Annotated in this window: 4 protein-coding genes; all 4 read left to right on the plus strand. The window is 55.7% G+C overall.

Annotation, left to right across the window (positions count from 1 at the left end):
- Window positions 1–304 precede the first annotated feature (304 nt).
- The gene (locus MPRO_RS03560; RefSeq protein WP_067287073.1) at window positions 305–1,198 is read left to right on the plus strand and encodes an AraC family transcriptional regulator; all 894 of its coding nucleotides are present in this window, start codon (window positions 305–307) and stop codon (window positions 1,196–1,198) included.
- Between the two features lie 210 nt (window positions 1,199–1,408).
- Window positions 1,409–2,296 carry an AraC family transcriptional regulator gene (locus tag MPRO_RS03565; protein WP_067287075.1) on the plus strand — a complete coding sequence of 296 codons (888 nt, stop codon included), beginning with the start codon at window positions 1,409–1,411 and terminating at the stop codon, window positions 2,294–2,296.
- A gap of 158 nt (window positions 2,297–2,454) precedes the next feature.
- A complete protein-coding gene (locus MPRO_RS03570) occupies window positions 2,455–3,489 on the plus strand; it encodes an NAD(P)-dependent alcohol dehydrogenase (RefSeq protein ID WP_067287077.1) in 1,035 nt (344 codons plus the stop codon).
- Between the two features lie 372 nt (window positions 3,490–3,861).
- Window positions 3,862–4,617 (plus strand): ABC transporter substrate-binding protein (locus MPRO_RS03575; protein ID WP_158651743.1); only part of this gene is annotated, 756 nt, incomplete at its 3' end.

Below are 4,617 nucleotides of genomic sequence, written 5' to 3' on the forward strand. Positions count from 1 at the left end.
GTCGTCTCAAAAGAGCTCAAAAACTGCCTCATTCAATCGTAGGGAGTGATTGAACGCGCAAGCCCCGAAGGGGTGAAGCACATGGATGTGCTGAACAAAACAGACTTTCCCTCGCTACGGCCAGCATTCTCGGACAGCCTCCTAGGAAATCCCTTCCTCCCCGGCAATGAGCGATAGTCGATGACACCGGCCTGCACTTCAGGCCAGAATAAACTGCTGTCCTACCGCAGCAACGGCTATTCTTGTAGTAGCCGTACCAAGAAAGACAGCGGCACCACCCTAGGATCAATGACGACACGCCAACATGACCGATAAAGCACGCCTTCAGCCAGAGTTTGAACGGGTTGACCAGCAGGGAGACGAGTCCATCCGCTACCTGCAGCACGGATACCCCTGCGAGCTGGTGCGCTGGCACTATCACTCCGAATACGAACTGCACCTGATAAAGGCGACCAGTGGCAAGGTCTTCGTGGGCGACTATATAGGTAACTTCAATGCCAATCAGCTGATTATGGTGGGGCCCAACCTGCCCCATAACTGGATTAGCCAGCTGCCCGATGGCGAGTCGGTAGAATTAAGAGACAGGGTCATCAACTTCTCCCATGATCTGGTCGAAACCTGCGGCAGCACCTTCCCGGAAATGCAGTCACTGGCGCCGTTCTGGGAGCGTGCCCAGTACGGCATCGAATTCCTCGATCCCGCCATGATTCGCCAAGCCGATGCCCTGTTTGAAGATCTCGCCGAAGCCCGTGGTTTTCGACGCCTGACCCGTTTCTGGACGCTGCTCGATCTGCTCGCCTCGACGTCTGAGTATCGGGTGCTGTCGTCCACCAATTACATTCCCATCGCCGACAAAAAAACCCTCGAGAAGGTCAACGAGGCAGTGCAGTACATCGTCGATCATTACGATCAGGATCTGGCGCTGGAGGATGTGGCCAGCCGACTGGAAATGGGTCCGAGTTACTTTTCCAAGTTTTTCAAAAAGGCCACCGGGCGGCGCTTTATCGATTTCGTCAACGGCCTGCGCATCAACCGTGCCTGCGAGCGCCTGGCCCACACCGACGAACCCATTACCGATATCTGTTTTTCCGCCGGATTTAACAATATTGCCAATTTCAACCGTCGCTTCCATGCCGTCAAGGGCATGACCCCGTCCGAATACCGCCGCACCTCGGCCGACCTGCTCTACCGCGTCTGAATATCGATACTGCGCCAGACCGAGCCCGCGCAGCGGCAGGACATAAACAGTTAGAAGGCGGCAAAATAATACCGAGACCCTGTCGCGGAGTATTTGCCAGACGGGCGCAAGCTAATATTCAATAATGATTCGGCGACTCCCTGCCCCAGGCCGCAGTCACGCATAGCGTCTTGGCCACCAGCAGAGTGGCAACCATGTTCAGGAACCTCCATGCCTACAGATCCGCAGCGCCAGCCTGACTATGAATGGGTCGAACAACCCGCCTGTGAATCCATTCACTATATTCAGCATGGCGTTCCCAGCTCGTTAATCCGCTGGCATCATCACCGGGAATTTGAACTCCACCTGGTGCGTGCGACCTCGGGCAGAATCTTTGTCGGCGATTACATCGGTAACTTTCGGCCCGGTAATCTGGTACTGGTTGCCCCCGACCTGCCGCACAACTGGATCAGTAACCTGGCTGAAGACGAAATCGTACCCGTGCGTGATCAGGTAATTCACTTCCCCAGCACTCTGCTGCACGATGCGCAGCGCGTATTTCCCGAGATACGCGCCTTCACGCCACTGCTGGAACAGGCAAAACGAGGGCTGGAGTTTACCCATCCGGATACTATTGCCCAAGCCACCACATTATTCGATGCCGTCGCCCAGGCCTGCGGCCCGCAGCGCCTGATCCACTTTCTGACGCTGCTGCAGCTGCTGGCCAGTTGCGAGCACTGTCGCACCCTGTCCAGCGCCTGGCATCAGCCCCAGACCGACAGCAAGCATCTGGACTGGCTCAACAGCGCCGCCGACTACATTTTGCAACACTATCAGCGTGAACTGCCGCTGGACGAGGTTGCGCTCTTTATGGACATGAGCCAAACCCAGTTTTCGAAACGTTTCAAGCGCGCTTCAGGCCATAAATTTGTAGATTTCATCAATATGCTGCGCATCAACAGGGCGTCGGAGTTACTGGCCTATAGCGACAACCCCATCACTGCGATCTGCTTCGACGTCGGCTATAACAACATCGCCAACTTCAATCGCCGCTTTCTCGAACTCAAGGGCATGACCCCCAGCGAATACAGAAAAACGCTGCCTCAGCGGGCCTCCTGAACCTGGTGGTAGCACCGCCGGCAAAATAATACAGCCCCCTGGCCGCAGCGTATTTTTAGTCCACGGCAAAAAACCATCTAATAGGATTATCACGCCGGATGTCCGGCTAAGCGGCTAAGCGGCTAAGCGGCACTGTGCCGAACCACACAGGGGGCTCCATGCAAGCACTGATTTTGGAACAGGCAGGACAACTGTCCATTCGAGATATCGCCATCGACCAGGCTATGGGCCCGGACGACGTCAGGATTGCCGTACGTAACGTCGGCGTCTGTGGCAGCGATGTGCACTATTACAAACACGGCAGCATAGGGCCCTTTGTGGTGCGCGAGCCCATGGTACTGGGCCACGAAGCCTCCGGCATAGTCATCGCAGTAGGGGACAAGGTGACACAGTTGCAGCCGGGAGACCGAGTCTGCATGGAGCCCGGTATTCCGGATCTCAAGTCTCGCGCCACACTTGAAGGCAAGTACAACCTGGATCCAGCCGTCAGTTTCTGGGCCACGCCGCCGATTCACGGCTGCCTGATGCCAGAAGTTGTGCATCCGGCCAACTTCACATTCAAACTGCCGGATAATGTCAGCTTCGCCGAAGGCGCACTGATTGAGCCTCTGGCCACAGGTCTGCAGGCCGCCGAAAAAGCCCGAATCAGGCCCGGCGATATCGCTGTGGTCATTGGCGCTGGAACCATCGGCATACTCACGGCCCTTTCAGTGCTGGCCGGCGGCTGCAGCCACGTGATCATTGCCGATCTGGTACAGGAAAAACTCGATATAGCCGCGGCCTACGACGGCATCACTGCGGTGAATATCAGCAGCGAAAACCTGTCAGAACGCGTGGCACAGCTAACAGACAATTGGGGCGCCCAGCTGGTATTTGAGGCCTCAGGCAGCCCCAAAGCCTATGCAAATTTGTTTGAGCTGGCCTGCCCCGGCGGCTCTGTTGTGCTGGTCGGCATGCCGCCGGCACCCGTCACTATTGATATAGTCGCCATGCAGGCGAAAGAGCTGCGACTCGAGTCAGTATTCCGCTATGCCAACCAGTTTCCAAGGGCGCTGGCGCTGCTGGGCTCAGGGAAACTGAATATCAAACCCATGGTGTCCTGTGTATTACCGTTCGAAAAAGGTATCGAAGCCTTCGAACGCGCGGCAAGGGCCGAGCCTGGCGACGTCAAGGTCCAGATCAATTTCAGCTAAAAGCTACAGCTGCGCGCGTCTCAAACGCATATAAGCCCCATTTCTCCTGTGGCCTCGGTGGATATCGTCACTATTACGAATTCACCGAGCGTCACCCATCTTCTGAAATTTCGCCAAAAATAAGTACTTTTATGATGTAAACATCGCCCCCTCTACCAAAATAAGACCTGAAACCCAGTAAAACCGGTAAATCCAGCATACCCCACCTAAACAGAATGGCAGAAAAGTACATATCTGGCTCGACAGGGTATTTGTGCTGACACCCCCTTTCGCAGTGTAATGGACCTGTCCTGATGACTTTGTGACCTGGCCTACTTTGCAGTGAACTACACTCACGGGTACAAAGTTAACGAGACACCGACCGACACCATAATGATAAAAGAGGCTCGTAACGTGAAGAATTCACCGATTACCTCCACCCTGCTTGCATCCTCCATTGCCCTGGCATCCCTGGGTGCCAACGCTGCAACTGTGACCATCGGCACCGTGAACAACGGCGACATGATTCGCATGCAGGAGCTGTCTACTGCCTTTGAAGAAACTCATCCGGATATCAAGCTGGAGTGGGTGGTACTGGAAGAGAACGTGCTGCGTCAGCGTCTGACCACCGATATCGCCACCGGCGGCGGTCAGTTTGATGTCATGACCATCGGCATGTATGAAGCGCCCATCTGGGGCAAGAAAGGCTGGCTGGCGCCCATGGGCAATCTGCCGGCTGAGTATGATGTGGAAGATATTTTCCCGTCTGTGCGTAACGGTCTGTCGGCCGATGGCACCCTCTATGCCCTGCCGTTTTATTCCGAAAGTTCCATGACCTATTACCGCAAGGATCTGTTTGAAGAGGCCGGTCTGACCATGCCGGACCAGCCCACCTGGGAGCAGGTGCGTGACTTTGCCAAGGTTCTGCACAAGCCGGATCAGGGTCAGTACGGTATCTGTCTGCGCGGCAAGGCGGGCTGGGGCGAGAATATGGCGCTGGTCAGCACCATGGCCAATGCCTTTGGCGCACGCTGGTTCGATGAGCAGTGGAAGCCTGAGTTCGACGGCCAGGAGTGGAAAAATACTGTCAGCTTCTATGTTGATCTGCTGGGCAACTACGGTCCTCCAGGCGCGTCCTCCAACGGCTTG

It is taken from the genome of Marinobacterium profundum, assembly GCF_001528745.1.
GTDB classification, from domain to species: Bacteria; Pseudomonadota; Gammaproteobacteria; order Pseudomonadales; family Balneatricaceae; genus Marinobacterium_A; species Marinobacterium_A profundum.